Raw genomic sequence first — 19,691 nt, 5'->3', positions numbered from 1 at the left:
CAAATCAGGATATACATCAACTCAATTAGCTTGAGTAAAAAGACTGGTTTGGGATGATGGTTATAATGAAGTTTATGCACCTTTTTTGGGTAGCTGACAACGCAAGAAGCCTTAGCTATGAAAGAAATATTAAAACATTTAGTTGAAACGACAACGCTTCCGGAAGATAGTTATCTAGATCAAGATGCAGAAATTCTTGAAATTTTTGTTGAAGAAATTGAAGAAATCTTCGTTGAGTTAGATCCATTATTTGAAAAGTGGTACGCTGAACCGACACATCAAGAAACATTGTTGAGCATACGTCGTCACTTCCATACCTTAAAAGGTTCTGGTCGTATGGTGGGGGCAAAGTCAGCAGGTGAAACAGCGTGGGCAGTTGAAGACACTTTAAATCGTGTGATTTCAGGGGCTGTACCGCTTACAGCAACGGTCCAAAAATTTGCTAAAACAGTATTCAAACTGTTTCAATTTAAACTGTATCCGATATTCAAAGCGGTACAGGAAATTGATCTTGACCTTCGTCCACTGGTGTTAATTGGACAACAATTACAACAAAATCAAAGTTTAGAACCTGCACTAGAAGATTTGCTACAACTGTCTAATCATCTAAATAGTGATAATGATGTGACAGGATTAGAGCTGAGTGATATCGAGGTTGTTGATTCTGAGCCACAAGTTGCAGATGCTCCTGAACAGGATGATCAAGTGCATGATGTTCTAGAAGAAACTTTAGCGATCTTTATTGAAGAGGCGGAAGATCATTTAGCGACTATTGATCAGTTCCTAAATGCAGATGAAACCAAAGTACAAGATTACAATGGCTTAATCCGTGCTTTACATACACTGCGCGGTAGTTCGTCTATGGCGCAAATTGAGCATGTTTTTAATGCCAGCTCAAAAGTCGAAAATCTATTTAAAACCTTGGTTCAAGAAGAGATCGTTTCTACCTCGAAGGAAATCTCTTTACTCACCCAATATGCTGAATTTGTACGTGACTATTTACACGTGCTTGGGCGAGGTACGAACGAACAGCTTGACGTGGTTTACGCCACGTTCACTACGGCTTGGGATAATTATGGTTTCAGTATTGAAGACGTAGATAATGAGCTAAACCCACAAGGTATGGTTTCTAAGCTGATTGAGTTAAATATTGATCTGTTGCTTGATGCTGAGTTTGAGTTTGATCAGCGGGCTAAAGTTGAATATCCAGACTATATTCAGCACTTAGGTGAACAAGCAAAACAATTACTGGAATTCACCAATAACCGTGCTGCTCAAGGAATTCATGACTTTACTTCTGAGCTGTATGCTGGTTATCAGGCCTTATTGGAAAAGCCGGAATTACTCAATGTAGATTATGCATACGAGTTATTTGGTCAGGCACATCAAGAATTTATCCATTTATTTGATACTTTAGCTGCTGGTCAGCGCGTCATTCTGACTGAAGAAGTGCATAAAGCTCTCAATGAATTAATTGCTTTCGTACAGCAAGATGTTGAATCGACTTCGGCAATGGTAATTGAACCTGTCGCTGAGGCTATTGTTTCTGGAAGTACTTCACAACCAAGCCTTGATCTTGCACTGATTTCGCAGCAAATTGCATCGGATCATCAGCACAAGCAATCGAATACGGCCAACACCGATTTTGATGATGATTTGCTTGATATCTTCTTAGAAGAAGCCGAAGAATTATTAATGGGGATGGATCAGGATCTTAATACTTGGTCTCAAAATGGCAATGATCCAGCAGCACTCAATAATTTAATGCGTTATTTGCACACCTTAAAAGGTGGTGCAAATATGATTTCTGCACCTTTTATTGGTTCGATTGCACACGAATTAGAGTCTATTTATGAGCGTGTGATTCGTCAGCAAATAGCCACAACGCCACAGTTGATCAGCATCTTACGCTTAGTACAGGATGACGTCGCAGACCGAATTCAGGTCATTCGTACGGAGAAGGTTGATTATCCAGCAACATCGACCATCAATGTACTGCATAACATTCAGAGCCTAGTAGAGGGTACGGTTGTTACAATTTCTGCATCTGAGCCATTGGCTGAGACGTTTGTTGCCGCAATTGAAGAGGCTCAGGCTTCAGTTGAAGAACCTTTATCTAATGTAGATAGAATAGAAACAGAAACAGAAACAGAAACAGAAACAGAAACAGAAGCAGAAGCAGAAACAGCTGTTGTTGAGTCAGTAACTGCAATTGAAGCGTCGAGTGTAGTTGAACAGCTGGATACTCCGTCACTTGCACAAAACGAAGCAGTCAGCGCTGTTGAAGAAGCAGTTAGTCTTTTATCAATCGTTGAAGAAACCTTTTTGGAAGAAGCTGAAGAGATTTTAGCAACTACGGATGGCTTACTGAAACAGTGGACTGAACAACGTAGTGACCGTAGTGTGTTACTGCAATTGCAACGTGCTGCGCATAGCTTAAAAGGCGGCGCGCGCATGGCGGAGAATGAACCTGTTGGTGCGATTGCTTATGAGCTAGAAACTACATTTGAGCAATTTGCTGTACATAATTTCAGTTCAAACATGTATGACCCTTTATTGCAAACCGCATTTGAATGGTTAAAACAAGCTATCTTCAAACGTGATTTTAGTAATTATGATGGTCTAAAAAACAGCTTAGCATCTATTGACTATGTGGATGTGATTGCACAATTACCAACGCGTGTAACACAAATTGATTTACTCAATGCGGTACCAAGTTTTGAGTTTGTACAGGGTGATGGTACTGAGCCGCCAGCAATGCTGGGTGAGTGGAAAGAAACGACTCACTTGGATGGTGGTAATGAGATGATCCGTATCTCAGCTGATTTGGTTGAGAAAATGATCGACCTGTCAGGTGAAAATGCGATTAACCGTTCGCGTATCGAGATGGACTTAGGTCAGCTCGGCAATACGTTGAACGAGATGGAGCTTGCAATTAAGCGTTTGGCGGATCAGTTACGTCGAATGGAAGGCGAGCTTGAGAGTCAAATTATTGCGAAGCATGGTTCTGAAAACTCGCGCTACGCAGACTTTGACCCCTTGGAAATGGACCAATATTCATCGCTGAATCAATTGTCTAAATCCTTAGCCGAATCAGCTTCGGATTTGGTTGACTTCAAGAGCACTTTGGCAGAGAAGATTCGTGATGCGGAAGGCTTGTTATTACAACAATCCCGTATTCAAGCGGAAATTCAAGAAAGCTTAATGCGGACACGTTTGGTGCCGTTCTCACGTATGTTACCTCGTTTACAGCGTATTGTACGTCAGACCGCATCAACCTTGAATCGTCCAACGGAACTGGTCGTCCACAATACTGAAGGTGAGTTGGACCGTACGATTCTTGAACGTTTGGTTACACCGTTTGAGCATATGCTACGTAATGCAATCGACCACGGTATTGAAGATGCGGAACAACGTAGCGTTGCGAAAAAATCAGCGGCAGGCCAAATTGAGCTGAACATTAGCCGTCAAGGTACAGATGTGATTGTCAGCTTTAAAGATGATGGTAAGGGTATTGATGAAAGCGCAATTAAAGCGAAAGCGCTAAACTTAGGTTTAATTAAAGTCGATCAAGTGCTGGATAAACAGGAAATCTTACAGTTTATTTTCCATCCAGGTTTCAGTACAGCCAAAGAAGTGACGCAAATTTCTGGACGTGGTGTCGGTCTTGATGTGGTGCAAAGTGAAATTAAAGCACTGGGTGGACATGTCACGGTTGAATCGGAAATTGGACTCGGCACGACATTCATTATTCGTGTACCGACTACGGTAGCGGTGAGTGATGCCTTGATGGTAAAAGCAGGCGATCAACAATATGCAATTCCATTGGCACAGATTGATCGTATTGTGCGTATTGCTCCAACAGCATTGGATCAGTATTTCCACAGTAAAGATGACCAATTCAAAATTGATGGTGTAAGTTATAAACTACGCTATCTATCTGAGTTTTTATCTAATCAGCCGATTCCACGTTTGAGTAATATTGGACATTCATTGCCAGTGTTGTTGATTAAAGGCAATAGCGGACAAACCATTGCGTTATTAGTCGATCAGCTTATTGGTTCTCGTGCGCAAATTGTAGTGAAGCCAGTTGGGCAACAGTTTGCCAGTATTGGTGCAATTGCGGGCGCAACGATCTTGGGTGATGGTCATGTGTGCTTGATTTTAGATGGTCAGAACATTGCACGTCAGATTTTAAGTACCAAGCGTGTGACGCATGCAGCCGATCACCGTGACTTTGGTCGTCATCAGGATACGCGTCGTTTAGTGATGATTGTGGATGACTCGGTTACGGTACGTAAGGTCACATCGCGCTTATTAGAGCGTCAAGGCTTTGATATTGTGACTGCTAAAGACGGTGTCGATGCGATGGAGCAGCTTGAGAGCGTTAAACCAGACTTGATGTTGCTGGATATTGAAATGCCACGTATGGATGGTTTTGAAGTAACGAACTTGGTTCGTCACCACGAAATTCACCAGAATCTGCCGATTATTATGATTACATCGCGTACGGGTGAAAAACACCGTGAACGTGCTTTCAGCTTGGGTGTGACACACTATATGGGCAAACCATTCCAAGAGGCAGAATTACTTGCCAACATTCAGCAGTTATTGGCTGAAAAGCAGGGGTAAATAAATGAATGCAAATGTTTCAAAGAGTATGAATGAGCAAATCAGTCAGCAAGAATTGCAATATCTGATTACAGTATCAACAGGTTTTATTGATGCTTATATCATTGAATGCCATGGTAAAAATGCCATGCTCTTGCCTCAAAATATTGTTCTGTCTGCGCTCGACAGTGATACACAGGTGAAAACGGTAGAATGGCATGATCTTCATCTGCCTGTTTATGCCATCAACCGTCCAGACCAAATGGAAGGGGTGGCACTGGTGATTGAAGGGGACGATGCTTCTCAGCGCTTTGCTTTGATGTGTAATGAAATGCCGAAGTCAATTCGTTTACGTATTTCTGAAATTGTTGATGATGAAAGCCCTGCGAATGATCCCACTATTTTCCAATTGGTGCGTATGGGTGATGAGACTTACCACGTACCGAATTTAAATAAAATTCAGGCCAGTTTAGGTCTTTCTACTTAAGTTTGAATGTAATAAAAAAGGAACTCAATTGAGTTCCTTTTTTATGTGATTTTGAATACTTATGCCAAAAGGCCTTCTAAAATTTGTTCGTAAATTTCAGCAAGTGGTTCAAGATCAGCGACATTCACATGCTCATCAATTTGATGGATGCTGGCATTGAGTACACCAAGTTCAAGTACTTGAGCACCCGTAGGAGCAATAAAGCGACCATCAGATGTTCCGCCTGAGGTTGAAAGCTCAGTTTCTACACCAGTCACATTACGAATGGCATTTTTAGCAGCATTCACCAACTCACCCACTGGCGTCAAGAATGGTAAGCCTGAGTGCGTCCATTTAATGTCGTAGACTAAACCATGACGATCCAAAATCTCTAAAACACGTGCTTTTAATTCTTCAGCGGTCAATTCAGTTGAATAACGGAAATTAAAAGTTACGGTCATGGTGCCTGGAACGACATTGGTTGCCCCTGTACCAGCTTGAATATTTGACACTTGGAAAGACGTCGCAGGGAAGTATTCGTTGCCCTGATCCCAAACCGTATCACAAAGTTCAGCAACGGCTTTAGATGCCATGTGAATTGGGTTAATGGCCAAATGTGGATAAGCCACGTGACCTTGTTTTCCTTTCACTGTCAGTACTGCATTGAGTGAACCACGACGACCATTTTTAACAATATCACCGAGTTGATGTGTACTTGAAGGTTCACCCACCAAACACCACTTCATTTTTTCATTACGGGCTTCGAGTGTTTCGATCACTTTGACTGTGCCATTGATCGATGGGCCTTCTTCATCTGAGGTGATGAGGAACGCAATTGAGCCTTTATGATTTGGGTGTTTTGCAACAAAGCGCTCAGAAGCAACCACCATTGCGGCCAAGGCGGTTTTCATGTCTGCACTACCACGACCATAAAGTTTGCCATCACGAATTTCTGGGGCAAATGGGTCTGAGTTCCAAGCATCCAAATTACCTGTAGGAACGACGTCGGTATGACCCGCAAAGCAGAATACAGGTGCTTCGGTGCCTTTTCGCGCCCATAGATTATCAACATCATCAAAGCGCATAGACTCAATGTTGAAACCAATTTTTTTTAAGCGTTCAGCCATAATATTTTGACAGTTGTGGTCCACAGGTGTAACCGATGGCTGACGTAAAAGTTGGAGGCTTAAATCGAGAGTAGCAGAAGAGGTCATGCGCATTTCAAAGTCAATAAAACAGTCGGCACTATAATAGGCGATTAATCTCTGGAATGCGAAACTTAACAATAAAAAAACCTTATCGTTTAGATAAGGTTTATGGGACTTACAAGCAGATTATAATTTATCAGCAGTTTTATCAGCAGAGTTGGTCACGACATCGCCTACTTTGGACACATCTTTCCCTACACCGGCCACGGTATTACAGCCTGTTAAAACAAAAAGCATCACCAGTGAACCTAAAACAATTTTTTTCATCGCTGTCTCCAAAATTTTTAGTGTATTCATCAAATGATTTTGTTCTGATGTAGTTAGAGATTAAAAAATAAACACTTTAAAAAATAGCATGGTTTTGCAGGAGATAAGTAACTGTGTGTTGCGTTATGTATTTTTGTATAAAGTAACTTCTGAAAAATCAAGTTAAAATCAAATTTGGATTTCTGTACATATAAAACTGATTGTTTTGATTTTGTAAGTACAGTCCATTGGTCCACCAATGTGCCATTTGGCTGCTGACTTCAGCATTTGGGCAAATCCACTCTTGGCGTTGTAGGCGATAGTAATTCAAGTCGGCCTTTGGAATGACGTTACCCCAAGTGCCTAGTCGACGGTCTGGGTTGAGCCAATTGGGGAGGGAGTATGGGTTTAAAGCATCAACTGCTGTGAAACCATTTGTTAGAGGGAGAAAGAGTTGCCCTTTTACAACGGCAAAGCGAACTTGAATGTCTGTGTCTAAAGCTTGCTGGAATTGAAACTGTTTATGGGTAAAGTGTTTTAATTTTCTATTTAAAGTATCGGTACGATTCAAACCATACCATGTGGTTAAGCTTAGATCTGCTTCACCTAAATAATATTTCAACGCGACTTCCCAATGCTCGACTTGATTGGTTTCGGTATTTTTAATTAAAAAGTCTAGCTCACCTGTAGTCCGAGCACCATCAATGATTTGAATACTATGCCCCAATAACTCATATGGATGATAGTGATGATCTAGTAACCAAAACCAGATGAACATTTCAAAGCGCAGACCCAAACGGGTACTTTTCAGTTGAGCCATAAAATCTTCAAGTTCTTTCGGGTCTTGATCGAGCTGTTTAAGGCGAGATAAATAGGTATGGAAGTGTTGTTGCCAGTGCTCACTTGGATGAAAAAGAAAAGCATGAACTATAGCGAGTTCGGAAGGTGGTGCAGATAAAATATTTGGACTAGCTACAGCAAAAGCCAACTGGCGAACCAATGGATGTTTGAATTGGAGCCAAGGTTCGAATAACTGATGCTGTGAAATGAGATGCATGTGAATGCCTTAAAAAAGAAGCTAAATATGCAGAAGGACAACGGATAAACTTAAAAAACACTTTATACTACCGCAATTCGGTGCTCAGGAAAGTGGTATGAAAACGTTGTTTTGGCGTTGTTTAGTGGTGATCTTTGTCATCCTAGGCTTCATCGGTGCGCTGTTGCCGGGTATGCCAACCACTGTTTTTCTGATCTTGGCAGCTTGGGCTGCATCTAAGGGTTGGCCACAAATGGATGCCTGGTTACTCAACCATCCAAAATATGGCGCAACGTTAAGAGCATGGCGTGCCAATGGCACTGTACCACGTAAAGCGAAGTGGTTTGCCAGTATCATGATGTTGATCAGTGGTCTGCTCATGCTACTCACCAATGCTCCATTTTTAGTGAAATTATTTACCAATACGACCATGTTGCTTGTCGCAATATGGTTATGGTTCCGCCCAGAACCAAATGCAGTAATAGATAAAAAACAAATAGAGGACAACTGATGTCTTATGTAATTGCTGATGCAGACGTCTTGATTGATTTGGCTGAACAGACTTTAATGCTGCCTAAAAAGAATAAATTTTATCTGATCTCGTCGGGGAAAAATGGCATTGGCGAAACTGAAAATAGTGGTAAAACGCCGCGGGGGTGGCATCTCGTTGCTGAGAAGCATGGTGCTGAGCAACCTAAAAATGCCGTTTTTATCGCTCGAAAGCCTACAGGGGAGGTTTACAATACCGATTTAGCCAAGCAGTTTCCTGAGCGGGACTGGATTTTGTCTCGGATTTTATGGCTGAGCGGTTTAGAAGAGGGCTTTAATCGCGGGGAAGGCTGCGATACCTATCAACGTTATATCTATATTCATGGAACACCAGATAGTGAACCAATGGGGATGCCGATGTCGCATGGCTGTATTCGTATGCGTAATACGGATGTTATAGAGTTATTTGAATTAATTGATTGCAATGCACTGGTTTATATTTCTGAACATAAACTTGAAATATAAAATGAGCTGTTAAAAAATGTGCAAGCTTATTTTATGGAGTATTCAACGCTGTAATTTAAAAATATCAATATTCAATAGAAGAAGAGGATTAATCATAGAAACTGTGTATTTTGAGGAAAAAAAATTTAGGGAATAATCATTTTAATTTTCGCAAATATGTTAAATAACATACAGAAAATACTTATTTTTATACCATTTGACCTATTTTTTAATCACTCGATTGCAAAAAAGTGAAAACAAGCCGAAAAGCGTTTGACAGCCTGTAAAGATTCTCTATAATGCACCTCACAAACGATAAAGACGTTAAGGGCGCTTAGCTCAGTTGGTAGAGCGTCTGCCTTACAAGCAGAATGTCGGCGGTTCGATCCCGTCAGCGCCCACCAAGCCTTTACGTTAAAGATCTTACGTGCAGCGGTAGTTCAGTTGGTTAGAATACCGGCCTGTCACGCCGGGGGTCGCGGGTTCGAGCCCCGTCCGCTGCGCCACTTAAGATTTTTAATATTGTTTGTACCACATTGGTGACTTTGTGTAAGTGCAGCGGTAGTTCAGTTGGTTAGAATACCGGCCTGTCACGCCGGGGGTCGCGGGTTCGAGCCCCGTCCGCTGCGCCATTTATACAAAATCCTTAATGAGGGCGCTTAGCTCAGTTGGTAGAGCGTCTGCCTTACAAGCAGAATGTCGGCGGTTCGATCCCGTCAGCGCCCACCAGATTTTTTGCGATGCAGCGGTAGTTCAGTTGGTTAGAATACCGGCCTGTCACGCCGGGGGTCGCGGGTTCGAGCCCCGTCCGCTGCGCCATTCAAAGAATCAATTAAATTTAAGTTCCTGAGCTTAAGTTTAAAATCTAAGACTGACAATCTTAATCAGGGCGCTTAGCTCAGTTGGTAGAGCGTCTGCCTTACAAGCAGAATGTCGGCGGTTCGATCCCGTCAGCGCCCACCATATTTACGACGCAGCGGTAGTTCAGTTGGTTAGAATACCGGCCTGTCACGCCGGGGGTCGCGGGTTCGAGCCCCGTCCGCTGCGCCATTTAAATATAAATTTAAGTTCCTGAGCTTAAATTTGAACACTAAGACTGACAATCTTAAATCAGGGCGCTTAGCTCAGTTGGTAGAGCGTCTGCCTTACAAGCAGAATGTCGGCGGTTCGATCCCGTCAGCGCCCACCATATTCAAGCTGTAAAGCTTAATGACCCTAATTGCATTCGCAATTACCGTTGCAGCGGTAGTTCAGTTGGTTAGAATACCGGCCTGTCACGCCGGGGGTCGCGGGTTCGAGCCCCGTCCGCTGCGCCATTTCCTAGATCCCTTGTGCTAGTAAATGGAATCAAGCAAGATTTCTTTCTTGCATCATAAAAATAGCAATGCTATTTTTACTTCTCAAGGGCGCTTAGCTCAGTTGGTAGAGCGTCTGCCTTACAAGCAGAATGTCGGCGGTTCGATCCCGTCAGCGCCCACCATATTCCCTAGTCGTAAAAACCTTGCTTATCTCAAGCTGTTTTCATACACTTCTGTGCAATAATAATTTTAAAACATGACAGATTTATGAGAAATCCATATCAACGCAAAGCTGCATCTAAAAACCAAAATACTGCTTACGATCCTCTCCAAGTTTATCGCCTTTTTATTGAAACTATTGTGCATCAGGGCCATGTTTTGGCGTTGTATCATGATGGGTGGGCACTCTGTGCTACACCAACTGGACAGCGTTCATTTGCGGTGTGGCAGAGTAAAGGCTTAGCACAGCTTTTAGTGAAAGATAATTGGGCCGGTTATGAAATTCAGAGTATTGGTTTAACGGACTTGGTTGAAAAAGTGATTCCTTTTTTACGTGTTGAAAATACGACAGTGTCGATGAATTTAACACCAGAAGGGCAGAATGTTTTGGTTGCTCCTGAAAAATTACTATTAGATATTAAAAATTATCTGTATCAGTTTTCGATACAAAAGCCTGATTTATTCAAGCAATTACAATTACCTTCACCACGACATATTCGTCTGCATTAATATGTTGTTTTGCTTTAGTATTCGTTGAGTAGCCAACCGCTAATAAAGGCAAAATACTCCCGTAACCTTGCGTTATAGCGAGTTTCAAGTGGTGTTTTAGCACCGATCATGATGGGTGATTGATAACCTTGGCGAATTGCAATCGCACGACTACGTGGAATGTGGAAATCGCTGGTGACAATCGCAATCGGTTGTTCAATAGAGATATGTTGTTGAGCTAAAATCTTTTTGCTATTGAACAGGTTTAACTCTGTACTGGTACTTTGTTCTTCGGTGTAGATGCGATGGGCTGGAATATGGTGTTGATCCACCAAATATTGACGCATTGCGTTGGCTTCGCTGATGTTCTGCTGTGGAGATAGCCCACCACTTACAACAAGAATAGTTTCTGGATATTGTTTTACGTAATGAGCCGCCTGATCTAGGCGACTGGCTAAGGTTGGACTTGGTTTACCGTGCTTTAGCCCACTGCCAAGAACTAAAACGGCGGGTGCATTGACATGGGGTACGTTTTGTTCATTTGAAAATTTTAAAAAGAGAAAGAAAATGGCTAAACTACAAATCCATAGCAAGAAAATAGCCAAGTGTAACGCCATATTGATTGTCGGATTTTATTGGTTTGAATATAAGCCCTAAGCCTAGGGGCGGTGAGTGCATAAATCAGCAGACCTAATCCAATAAATAAAGGCAGGAGGATGCCGAAATCAAAGTGTAGTTGTAAAATAAAATACAAGCCATCTGCGAAAAGTAATGAACCGATGATAAAACTAATGATTCTTTTTGATTTTTGCATGTAGGCTTGTGAGTTTAGGCTTTGCATGGATTTTAGCAAATTTATATATAAAAAAACCGAGCACTGTGGCTCGGTTTTCTTATCTTGATTTAATGTTTAATAAACATCACGACGGTAACGACCTTCTTGGCGGAGTTGATCTAATTTTTCTTCGCCTAAGATTTCAATGAGGGCAGCATCAACATCGCTCGCCATACCATTAATGCTACCGCAGACATAAATGATGGCACCATTCTCAACCCATGCTTTAAGCTCTGTGGCTTGTTCACGCAGTTTATGATGTACATAAACTTTCTCTGCTTGGTCTCGTGAGAAGGCCAAATCTAAGCGCTGTAGCATACCTGTGGTTTGCCATGCTTCAATTGTAGTTTGATAGAAGAAATCATGTTCACGTTGACGCTCACCAAAGATCAACCAGTTTTGCGTATAGTCTAGACGGGTACGTGCATGGAGTAGACTCATTAAGCCTGCTATGCCTGTGCCATTCCCAATACAAATGATAGGACGGTTGTCATTGATTAAGTGGAATGATTCATTGGTACGAATACGTAGTGCGATAGGTTGCTGAAGCTCTGCATGTTGGGTTAACCAACCAGAACCTAAGCCCAGTTCACCTTCTGTATCTTGCTGTTGGCGAACGACCAAACGTAGCACTTGTTGAGTCGGTACACTTGCAATCGAATATTCACGTGTAGGTAAAGGACTCAATTGTTCCAGTAAATGTTCCAAGTTGGCAAAAGGTTCAACTTCTATGCTGAGGTTCTTATCCCAAAGTGCTTGCTCAATCGAAATGGCTAAAGACTCAACGATGGTTTGTGCTGCAATGTGATGCTTTTGCATAAAGGCTTGGATACGTGCGGTGCTGTTACCTGGCTGAACTTCGGCAATGTCACCAGCTTGCCATGTTGCATCGAAGTTGGTTTTGAGCTCAATATTATAGGCATGTGCTCCGACACTGTTTGGATTAAGTACTTCACGGTGTGCCAATGTCCATTGATCAAAGGTTTTGTCAATATTCATGGCTTGCAGTTCAAGCTTTGTTGCAGAGGCAAGAGCACTATTCCAACGCTGAATATCGCAGTTGTCTGCATTATTGACTTCAATGGTTGCAAATAAAGTATGCGCTCCATTGGCTTTTAACCAATGGTCAATGCGATGCCCAAAACTACAATAGGAGTCAGGGTATTCTTGAGAGCCTAAAGCCAATACGGCATAGTGAAGGTGTGACAAATCCAAAGTTGTATTTAAAAATTTCTTTTCAAAACTACTAGCTAAGTCAGGTGCTTCACCTGTGCCATAAGTACTTGCAATAAAAAGGACTTGTTCGACCGTTTTTAAGTCATCAAGTGTTAAGTGTTGCACCGCTTTTACACTTACTGGCTGTCTTGCTTCTTGTAAGCTGGTTGCAGTACGCCAAGCGATTTGCTCAGAAACACCCGTTTGGGTTGCATAGGCAATCAGCCACGGTTTCGCATTTGGATCAACTGGAACATTCAACGCTCCACCACGGGCTTGTTGGGTCAGTTTCTTCTGCTTACGACGTTTTAGATATAGCATCCAACCCGTTACAAAGAACAGTGGCATCATCAATGATGCAAACATAGCAAAGAATTGATAAATTGGGCCAAAGAAGCTACCACGGTGCACAGGAAGCATACTGCTCATGATTTTTTCATTCAGCTTCTTCTGCTCATACAACTCCATTTTTTCAATTTTTGAAGTTTGATAGTTGAAGACCGCTGAGTTTCGCGCCCGCTCATGCTGTGGAATTGCATCTACAAATGAAAGCTCAAGTGTACCATCAGGCTTTTTCGGAATATTTAGGGTCAGGGTTGAATAGTCACGACCAACTTGTGCATTAAAGCCTGTCCACGTTTGGGTTAAAGCAATTTGCACTTGTTCAGGAGATAAGCCTTTACGCTCACCATGTTGTTCGCCTTGGCCACGTTCGCCACGTGCAGTATGTTTACCTTGTGGACCGCCACGACCTTGCTCATGTGATTCTCCACCACGAGCACCAGTTTGTTCGCCGCGTGGGCCTTGAGCTACATCAGCATTGGGACGAGGTCCTTCTTGCATTTGTGCTTGTGGGCGTTCAACACCAAGCACTTTGAACATGCCATCGCGCCACCAATCATAAGACCAATACAGTCCTGTACAGGCCAAGATCAGATAAAAGATCACCACCCAAGTACCAACAACAGCATGCAAATCCCAAATGAAGTTACGTCCTTTCAATTTAGGTTTAATAAAAAACCATTGTTTGATGGAATGACGCTTTGGCCAACGTAAGTATAGGCCACTCAATACAAAGAAAATAAGCATGAGGGTACAAGCGCCCGTAATTTGTTTACCGACAGGACCGACAGTTAAATTACGGTGTAACTGTTGAATAAAGTTAAAAAACTCACGGCCTTTAACTTCGGGTAAGACTTCAGCAGTATACGGGTTCACCATCATGTTATAACCACGACGTGCGCCTTCTTTCTCTATATTGACTGTACTTGAAGTGGTTGGCTCCTGAGCAATCGTAATACTATTGATTTTGATGCTAGGATCTTGTTTTTGGAAATGTAGATACAGATCAGCAGGGGTTAATTTATTGTTTTGTGTTGCTTGAACGGTATAGCTGTCTGGGTTCATCCATTTTAAGATTTGTTGTTCATAGGAATAGATGGCCCCTGTGACGCCCATAAGCGACAGGATAAGACCCGCAGTGATTCCCAAAAACCAATGCACTTGGAAAAATGTTTTTTTAAACATGGCGATACTTAATGGTGAGCGATTTGTTGTGTGCAAATTATACCTGAAGATTGAGAAGATAATATGGATTTAGAAATTAATATTTATTCTCATTATCATTTATATTCGAGGGTTTAGGAGATAAAAAAACCTCCAAAAGTTGGAGGTTTTTTTTACAGAGGAGAAAGGCAGAACTTAAAGTGGCTGCGCTTCACCGACTGTTTCTTTTAAATGTTTACGAATCGTATTAAACGAGAAGTTTTTGCTATCCATGCGTTTTGGCAAAATGTAAGCACCTTCTTGGCCTTTCACCTTGAATTTAATCAACAAAAACTCAGGTGTGTTGTACCATTCGTAGATATCTTTCCAACCAATCGCACCGACACCTTCTTGCATGCCCATTTGCTGGCGCATAATCAGACCGTGAGGTTGTACGCCTAAACGAATGCCTTTAATTTCCTGAACTGGAAATTCATTCATTTTGCGTTTCACATACCACTCTAAACCGAATTTACGAACTAAAAGGTAAACCACGACGCAGGCGATTGCGACCCAACAAAAGATGGTTGAATAATTCTTGAGTAAAATTAGGCCAAGAATCGAAAGAGCTGTAACGACAGCCATGATGATCCAAGCTTTCATGCTAATTTTGTTTGTGCTACGCCAAATTTTTAATTGAGCATCGCGTTGTTCAGCTTCAGTGATTTCATAGGTCACAGGCTGTAAAGTATAAGCGTATAAATTTTTCGCGGTCATAGTGAAAGTAACAGATTTAAAACTGCAAAAAGTTTAGCATCATTTAGAGCATTTCAGTGAGTATATTGTTCCAAAATCACCCAAATTATAATGAAGCCAGTTCTGTGGCCTCATGATCCCGTTCGTGGCTTAAACTTTGCTTCAAACGACTGAACTGATTCAAGATGCTAAACATCAAGGAAAGCTGTTGTAAAATGATCAATGCCTTCTGATCTTCCTCATTATTTTGGCTTAAACGCTGACGAATGTTCTGTAGCATATTTTGCGCAGTTAAATCTGGCATTTCATCTCGTAGTAATGCGCCTTGGATATTGTCAAAAGCACGATCCATTAAATCTAGAATTTGTGGGTCGTCAACTTTTTCACGATGAGCCCCCAATGCTGCAATATAACTAATAAAGGTATGATTGAGACACAAGAATTCAAATGCCAAGCTTTTTTGCGTTGGGTCAAAGTCGGGCTCGGTGGCTAAAGTTGAAATGAGTGAAGCCACTTCGGCATCCGTATTGTGTGCAGCACGGCGGACCACGCGATAATTCAGACCATTGTTACGTCCAGACTTATACTGTTCAATCACCTCAGCCAAATAATCACATTGAGCGGAAAGCGAACGGTAAATTGTGCGGGGGAGACGACGGAACTTCCAGTCAGGGAAAATAAAACTTACGCCTAACCACGCCAGACCACAGCCAATTAAGGTATCCATCATGCGCGGAAGGGCTGCTGCATATCCCATGCCATCTAAGTTGAAGTTAATCAGTGCCAAGATAGTAATGAAAGCGGTGGCTTGTGCATATTGCTTACTGCGAAGCTCAAAGAAAAGTACACCACTGATGACTAAGACGAGAAGTTGTCCTTCAATCGAAGGCACAAAGTACAATACGGCATACCCTAAAATGATCCCAATCAACGTCCCTACGATACGTAAACGTAAACGACGTTTGGTTGCATTGAAATTGGGCTGACTGACAAAGAGTGCTGTTAGTAGAATCCAGTATCCATATTCAATGTTGGTGACTTGAACAAAGATATACCCGACTAATAGTACGATAGATAAACGAATCGCATGTCGAAATAACACCGATTCAGGGGTGAGATTTTGTTTAATCCGAACTTTAATGTCATCCCAACCTTTAAGGTCATCATCTTTGAGTTGGCTTTCGATATGTTTGGTTTTATCGAGTTTAATATTGCGCTCAGTTTCTAAGTTACGTAGCTGTGCATCAATTGATTTTAAATTTTGATACAGCGAAAACAGAGCATTGACCCAAATTTGGTCGTATTGTTGTTCGTCTCTGAGCTTTTCTAGTGATAAACGAAGGTTCTCAAACGCATGTTTAAAGCGTTTATTATGAGTATAAGTTTGACGGTTTAAAATGCTGCTGCTCAAGTCTTTACAGGCTTTGGCTTGTATAGATAAAATCCGTTGAAAGCGGAATAAAATATCGCTGTGTTGAAAAATTTTCGCCAGTTTTTGATAGTCAATATGTGCTGAATCTGCACGCTCGTGAATATCTTGCGCTACAAAATAATATTGCAGACTGCGTCGTGTATCTCGTTGTCCGCGGTCACCTTTTAAACGGGTGAGTAGGGCTGTTTTCATGTCGTTGAAAATCGCAATTAATTTGCCATTTTCCAAAGACAGTTCAATCATGCTTTGTTGATAGCTGTTTGCTGTCATATCGACATCAAACAGGTTGGATTTGGCAAACAGAAAATCGGCGAGTGATGAATAGCATTTCGATAGATTGTCTTGTACCTGACGAACGGGAAAGAGCAGAAAGCTAATGGTTGAAATAAGGCTATACCAAATTGCTCCAATCACCAGTAGGGAAGGTTGTGTATACCAGTTGTCAAAAAGCCCGACGCCGAGCATGGAGTAAACGGAAACCACTAAGCAACCATAGGAAATGGTGGCATAACGACGTCCCAGTGAGCCCAGTAAAATCAGGCCAATACACGAAATGATCAGCCCCAGTGCGAATAAAATTGGGTGCGGAAATAAAAAGTAAATCGATGTTGCGGTAATGAAAAAACCAATATAGGTAAAAATTAAATTCATGATCCGCACAGAAAAACGGTCATCAATATCGCTTAAACCCGCTGCAACTGCACCCAGTGTCAGTGGAATAGTTGCCAGTTGAAAACCCATAAAATATGGAACAAAAGCCGTCCCTGCAAAAGTAATAACCATGCGGAGGTTATACATGAAGGTTGTATTATAAGTAGCCTGTTTTAGACTCGTCAGCCATGCTTTCAAAGGACACCTTTGTGTGTGACTTGGGGTTGGACTATTTTCAAATATGAGAATATGTGAAATTTCACCTGCTCTGGTATAAATCATACTATGGAGCGTGTAAACTTGTCTGCAAACTCGTCTTCCAAAACATAAATTAATCCTATGTCGACTACACAGGAAAAAGCGGCCTATTCAAACGCTTGGATTCTTTTACTTGCTTCCTTGACGGCACTCGGTCCACTGTCGATTGATATGTATTTGCCCGCTTTGCCACAAATGGCAAATGACTTTGGGGTAAGTACACAAATGGTGGCTAACAGCTTACCTGCGTACTTCTTAGGCTTGGCCATTGGACAACTGATTTATGGACCAGTAAGTGACCGTATTGGGCGGAAGAAACCGCTGTATTTTGGTCTGAGTCTCTACATTATTGCCAGTTTACTGTGTGTGTTTGCAAACAGTGAGTGGAGTCTCATTGCTGCTCGGGTTTTACAAGCTTTAGGTGGTTGTGTGGGGGTGGTGATTGCCCGTGCTGCGATTCGTGACCGTCTGGATATGCAAGCCTCAGCCCAAGCATTTGCCAGTATGATGATTGTGTCCACCATCGCACCGATTATTGCACCGAGTTTAGGGGCGCTAGTGCTGAGCTTTAGTAGTTGGCATAGTATTTTCGCTTTTTTGATGGTCGTTGGCTTGGGAAGCCTGTGCTGCGTACACTTTTTCTTTGAGGAAACTTTAGATCCGAAGCGTCGTTTAAAGCTGAACTTCAATCAAGTTTTAAACCTTTACGGCGCGATTTTGCAAGATTCGAGTTTTAGACGCCCGATGTTTGTTGGATGTTTTGCTGGGGCTGTACTCTTTTGTTACATCAGTGCTTCTGCTGCCATTCTGATGGATGGTTACGGTTTAAGTCAGCAAGTTTTTGCCTATGCCTTTGGTGCCAATGCAGTTGGGATTATGCTGTTCTCGACTTTCAATAAACGTATGGCACAAAAGTTAAGTGTTTTTCAGCGTTTAAAATTAGGCAGTTTTTTGCAACTGGCTGGTGTAGGGCTGTTGTTGGTAGCGGGTAACATGACGCATGCACCCTTATATATCGTATGTGCAGGGATGTTTCTCGCTGTCGCAGCAATCGGTTTTACAGGCCCAAATGCAATGGCGATTGCAATGTCTGAGCAGGGTGCACGGGCAGGAACGGCCAGTGCGATTATGGGCAGCATGCAATTTGGTTGTGGTCTACTTTGTGGCGTGATTCTTAATTTTCTACTTTGGTCGGCACTTTTGAATATGGCCATTGTCATGGCTATTTTTGTGGCTTTGGCTTTGTATTATGTGTTTAAGCTTGAGCACGAAAAAGACTAAAAACTGAAGTCGTTATTATATAAAAAGAGACTCATTTTAGTCTTTTTTATTTACTTAGATTCTCAAATGAAGTGCAACAGAGATTAAATTATTGGAAAGAAGCAAGATGAGCTAGCATTTTGCTTCCGACCGACCAAAGTCAAAGTTGCATCATGAACTATACTCATCTTACCCAAGAAGAACGATATCAGATTTATACATTGTTACGTGAAGGTTTTTCTAAACGTTATATCGCTTGGAGACTGAATCGTTCACCTTCAACCATTTCTAGAGAAATCAAACGTAATCGAGCTAGAAATGGCTATTTCGCTAAACATGCCAATAAAGTAGCTCGAAGACGACATTGTCCTAATCCTAAAAGAATCCCTTGTGAAATGTGGGCACATGTCATCTCTTATCTTGATCTTCAATGGAGTCCTGAACAGATTGCTTCTCATGTTCCAGTCAGTTTGCATTCAATTTATCGCTTTATACGACAGGATAAAAACAATGGCGGTACACTCTTTCATCACCTACGTTTCAGAAATCAAAGAAAGAGGAAATACGGCTCTCCTGAAACCCGTGGTCAGCTGAGTAATCGTAAAAGCATTCATGACAGACCTATCGAGATTGAGCGGCGGAATCGCTTTGGTGATCTGGAAATAGATACGATTGTTGGTAAGAACCATCAGCAATCATTGGTCTCTATTGTGGATCGGAAGACAGGTTATTTATGGCTGAAAAAGTGTAGCTCACGCAAGGCAGAGGAAATTTGCCAAACAACCATCAGCCTTCTTAAGCCAATCAAAGATCAGCTAAAGACTATTACCGCAGATAATGGTAAGGAGTTCAGTCTGCATAAGTATGTTGCTCAAGAATTAGAACTAGACTGGTATTTTGCTGATCCTTATAGCGCTTGGCAACGAGGCACGAATGAAAATACAAATGGTTTAATCAGACAATACATTAAAAAAGGCAGTAATTTAAATGCCTATACGGATGAATATATCTCAGAAATCACTCAACGTTTAAATCATCGCCCAAGAAAAAGACTCAGCTTTAAAAGTCCGAGTCAGGTATTATGGCAACAACATGGTGTTGCACTTCAAATGCTAATCTAAGTTAAATGAATGCTTTAAATGTTAGTCATTATTTAATAATACTGCAAAATCGTCAACTATATGCCAGAAGTTATAAAGCGGTTGAAGATCTGCTCTGGATCTGCATAACCTA

The 19,691-nt window shown here is 41.7% G+C and carries 14 protein-coding genes and 10 tRNA genes; 17 read left to right on the top strand and 7 right to left on the bottom strand.

The window, feature by feature from the left end:
- Nucleotides 1–117: 117 nt before the first annotated feature.
- Both CDG62_RS14475 and CDG62_RS14470 read left to right on the top strand, forming a co-directional pair.
- Nucleotides 118–4,632, top strand: coding sequence for an Hpt domain-containing protein (locus CDG62_RS14475; RefSeq protein ID WP_087528514.1), 4,515 nt, complete (start codon nucleotides 118–120; stop codon nucleotides 4,630–4,632).
- Between the two features lie 4 nt (nucleotides 4,633–4,636).
- Nucleotides 4,637–5,098 (top strand): hypothetical protein, encoded by a 462-nt coding sequence (locus CDG62_RS14470; RefSeq protein ID WP_087528515.1) that lies wholly within the window; start codon nucleotides 4,637–4,639, stop codon nucleotides 5,096–5,098.
- A gap of 59 nt (nucleotides 5,099–5,157) precedes the next feature.
- Here the strand turns inward: CDG62_RS14470 and dapE are convergent, their stop codons facing one another.
- The 3 genes from dapE to CDG62_RS14455 all read right to left on the bottom strand — a co-directional run bounded on the left by dapE (nucleotide 5,158) and on the right by CDG62_RS14455 (nucleotide 7,588).
- Nucleotides 5,158–6,291, bottom strand: a complete 1,134-nt coding sequence (dapE, locus tag CDG62_RS14465; protein WP_026056444.1) for a succinyl-diaminopimelate desuccinylase — start codon at nucleotides 6,289–6,291, stop codon at nucleotides 5,158–5,160.
- Between the two features lie 120 nt (nucleotides 6,292–6,411).
- Nucleotides 6,412–6,552: an entericidin A/B family lipoprotein gene (locus CDG62_RS14460; protein ID WP_087010462.1), complete on the bottom strand. Its 141-nt coding sequence runs from the start codon at nucleotides 6,550–6,552 to the stop codon at nucleotides 6,412–6,414.
- A gap of 157 nt (nucleotides 6,553–6,709) precedes the next feature.
- Complete coding sequence (locus CDG62_RS14455) at nucleotides 6,710–7,588, bottom strand: DUF1853 family protein (protein ID WP_087528516.1); 879 nt, start codon at nucleotides 7,586–7,588, stop codon at nucleotides 6,710–6,712.
- 97 nt (nucleotides 7,589–7,685) lie between these two features.
- On the opposite strand from CDG62_RS14455, the gene CDG62_RS14450 reads away from it, so the two are divergent.
- From CDG62_RS14450 to CDG62_RS14390, 13 genes are all read left to right on the top strand, one after another.
- Entirely contained in the window at nucleotides 7,686–8,078 is a 393-nt protein-coding gene (locus tag CDG62_RS14450; RefSeq protein WP_087528517.1) for a YbaN family protein, read from the top strand.
- Nucleotides 8,078–8,581, top strand: a complete 504-nt coding sequence (elsL, locus tag CDG62_RS14445) for a cell wall-recycling L,D-carboxypeptidase ElsL (protein WP_087528519.1) — start codon at nucleotides 8,078–8,080, stop codon at nucleotides 8,579–8,581. Before CDG62_RS14450 ends, elsL begins: the two co-directional genes overlap by 1 nt.
- Before the next feature lie 307 nt (nucleotides 8,582–8,888).
- Nucleotides 8,889–8,964, top strand: a tRNA-Val gene (locus CDG62_RS14440).
- 25 nt (nucleotides 8,965–8,989) lie between these two features.
- A tRNA-Asp gene (locus CDG62_RS14435) sits at nucleotides 8,990–9,066 on the top strand.
- 49 nt (nucleotides 9,067–9,115) lie between these two features.
- Nucleotides 9,116–9,192: transfer RNA gene (locus CDG62_RS14430), tRNA-Asp, on the top strand.
- 21 nt (nucleotides 9,193–9,213) lie between these two features.
- Nucleotides 9,214–9,289 (top strand) — tRNA-Val (locus tag CDG62_RS14425).
- Between the two features lie 13 nt (nucleotides 9,290–9,302).
- Nucleotides 9,303–9,379 (top strand) — tRNA-Asp (locus CDG62_RS14420).
- A gap of 68 nt (nucleotides 9,380–9,447) precedes the next feature.
- A tRNA-Val gene (locus CDG62_RS14415) sits at nucleotides 9,448–9,523 on the top strand.
- Nucleotides 9,524–9,533: 10 nt separating this feature from the next.
- A tRNA-Asp gene (locus tag CDG62_RS14410) sits at nucleotides 9,534–9,610 on the top strand.
- Between the two features lie 63 nt (nucleotides 9,611–9,673).
- Nucleotides 9,674–9,749 (top strand) — tRNA-Val (locus CDG62_RS14405).
- Between the two features lie 50 nt (nucleotides 9,750–9,799).
- Nucleotides 9,800–9,876: transfer RNA gene (locus CDG62_RS14400), tRNA-Asp, on the top strand.
- 88 nt (nucleotides 9,877–9,964) lie between these two features.
- Nucleotides 9,965–10,040: transfer RNA gene (locus CDG62_RS14395), tRNA-Val, on the top strand.
- Nucleotides 10,041–10,125: 85 nt separating this feature from the next.
- Nucleotides 10,126–10,587: a DUF2750 domain-containing protein gene (locus CDG62_RS14390; RefSeq protein WP_087528520.1), complete on the top strand. Its 462-nt coding sequence runs from the start codon at nucleotides 10,126–10,128 to the stop codon at nucleotides 10,585–10,587.
- 14 nt (nucleotides 10,588–10,601) lie between these two features.
- On the opposite strand, the gene CDG62_RS14385 is transcribed toward CDG62_RS14390, so the two are convergent.
- The 4 genes from CDG62_RS14385 to yccS all read right to left on the bottom strand — a co-directional run bounded on the left by CDG62_RS14385 (nucleotide 10,602) and on the right by yccS (nucleotide 17,138).
- The gene (locus tag CDG62_RS14385) at nucleotides 10,602–11,171 is read right to left on the bottom strand and encodes a YdcF family protein (RefSeq protein WP_228254399.1); all 570 of its coding nucleotides are present in this window, start codon (nucleotides 11,169–11,171) and stop codon (nucleotides 10,602–10,604) included.
- Nucleotides 11,172–11,476: 305 nt separating this feature from the next.
- Entirely contained in the window at nucleotides 11,477–14,143 is a 2,667-nt protein-coding gene (locus CDG62_RS14380; protein WP_087528521.1) for a PepSY domain-containing protein, read from the bottom strand.
- Between the two features lie 174 nt (nucleotides 14,144–14,317).
- Nucleotides 14,318–14,878, bottom strand: coding sequence for a YcxB family protein (locus tag CDG62_RS14375; RefSeq protein ID WP_004981126.1), 561 nt, complete (start codon nucleotides 14,876–14,878; stop codon nucleotides 14,318–14,320).
- Nucleotides 14,879–14,963: 85 nt separating this feature from the next.
- Complete coding sequence (gene yccS, locus CDG62_RS14370) at nucleotides 14,964–17,138, bottom strand: YccS family putative transporter (protein ID WP_087528522.1); 2,175 nt, start codon at nucleotides 17,136–17,138, stop codon at nucleotides 14,964–14,966.
- A gap of 141 nt (nucleotides 17,139–17,279) precedes the next feature.
- Between yccS and CDG62_RS14365 the strand changes: the two genes are divergently transcribed.
- A complete protein-coding gene (locus CDG62_RS14365) occupies nucleotides 17,280–18,479 on the top strand; it encodes a multidrug effflux MFS transporter (protein ID WP_087528523.1) in 1,200 nt (399 codons plus the stop codon).
- 152 nt (nucleotides 18,480–18,631) lie between these two features.
- A complete protein-coding gene (locus tag CDG62_RS14360) occupies nucleotides 18,632–19,579 on the top strand; it encodes an IS30 family transposase (RefSeq protein WP_119496091.1) in 948 nt (315 codons plus the stop codon).
- Nucleotides 19,580–19,691: the final 112 nt, after the last annotated feature.

The sequence above is a fragment of the Acinetobacter sp. WCHA55 genome, assembly GCF_002165305.2.
GTDB lineage: Bacteria > Pseudomonadota > Gammaproteobacteria > Pseudomonadales > Moraxellaceae > Acinetobacter.
This window is presented reverse-complemented; position numbering and strand designations above follow the sequence as displayed.

Excerpts from the sequence above, each read along its gene's own strand:
- elsL (WP_087528519.1), top strand. The coding sequence starts at position 8,078 with ATGTCTTATGTAATTGCTGATGCAGACGTCTTGATTGATTTGGCTGAA.
- CDG62_RS14455 (WP_087528516.1), bottom strand. The coding sequence starts at position 7,588 with ATGCATCTCATTTCACAGCATCAGTTATTCGAACCTTGGCTCCAATTC.
- dapE (WP_026056444.1), bottom strand. The coding sequence starts at position 6,291 with ATGACCTCTTCTGCTACTCTCGATTTAAGCCTCCAACTTTTACGTCAG.
- CDG62_RS14380 (WP_087528521.1), bottom strand. The coding sequence starts at position 14,143 with ATGTTTAAAAAAACATTTTTCCAAGTGCATTGGTTTTTGGGAATCACT.
- CDG62_RS14460 (WP_087010462.1), bottom strand. The coding sequence starts at position 6,552 with ATGAAAAAAATTGTTTTAGGTTCACTGGTGATGCTTTTTGTTTTAACA.
- CDG62_RS14390 (WP_087528520.1), top strand. The coding sequence starts at position 10,126 with ATGAGAAATCCATATCAACGCAAAGCTGCATCTAAAAACCAAAATACT.
- CDG62_RS14360 (WP_119496091.1), top strand. The coding sequence starts at position 18,632 with ATGAACTATACTCATCTTACCCAAGAAGAACGATATCAGATTTATACA.
- CDG62_RS14470 (WP_087528515.1), top strand. The coding sequence starts at position 4,637 with ATGAATGCAAATGTTTCAAAGAGTATGAATGAGCAAATCAGTCAGCAA.
- CDG62_RS14475 (WP_087528514.1), top strand. The coding sequence starts at position 118 with ATGAAAGAAATATTAAAACATTTAGTTGAAACGACAACGCTTCCGGAA.
- CDG62_RS14365 (WP_087528523.1), top strand. The coding sequence starts at position 17,280 with ATGTCGACTACACAGGAAAAAGCGGCCTATTCAAACGCTTGGATTCTT.
- CDG62_RS14375 (WP_004981126.1), bottom strand. The coding sequence starts at position 14,878 with ATGACCGCGAAAAATTTATACGCTTATACTTTACAGCCTGTGACCTAT.
- CDG62_RS14450 (WP_087528517.1), top strand. The coding sequence starts at position 7,686 with ATGAAAACGTTGTTTTGGCGTTGTTTAGTGGTGATCTTTGTCATCCTA.